We start from the raw sequence: 507 nt of genomic DNA on the forward strand, positions 1-507 counted from the left end.
CACGTTGTTATTGAGCGTATTCAGCGCTGAATTAGTGGCATACAGCTGTGAACCGTTGACGGCATCGGTGCTGGTATCCGTCAGGCGCCCGGCAGCCACGTTGGTGATGGTACGTTCGCTGCCAACGTCGCCGATACTTAGCGTGCTTAGCGGATTGGTACCGGCAAATGTATATTCAGTACCTGCCAGGGTGGTTTTATCCGTTCCTACAGCCTTCGCCGTCTTTGAGCCTGCTCCCAACGCAATATCGTTAGCGTGCAGGGCGACGGCCCCCATACCAATGGCGACGGAGTCCAGCCCCTGCGCGCTGGAGTCACTACCAACGGAATTAGCATGGAAGTACTTCGTACCCGTGTCGTAGATATTGGTCACCCGGTTATCGACATCGCCGATATCCTTCGTGTTTTGCGTAATATTCTGCGTATTGGTCGCAACCTGATCGTTGGTGGCCTTAAGCTGCGAACCGTTTACCGCATCGGTACTGTTAGCCGTCAGATCGCCGTCCTT

General features: G+C 54.6%; 1 pseudogene. It reads right to left on the bottom strand.

The annotated features are described in order from the left end of the window. Nucleotides 1-507, bottom strand: a pseudogene (locus tag URZ40_RS23155) (adhesin); the annotation flags it as partial.

Origin of the sequence: Enterobacter sp. 296B2, assembly GCF_034106185.1 — a bacterium.
In the GTDB taxonomy this organism is placed as follows: Bacteria; Pseudomonadota; Gammaproteobacteria; order Enterobacterales; family Enterobacteriaceae; genus Enterobacter; species Enterobacter cloacae_N.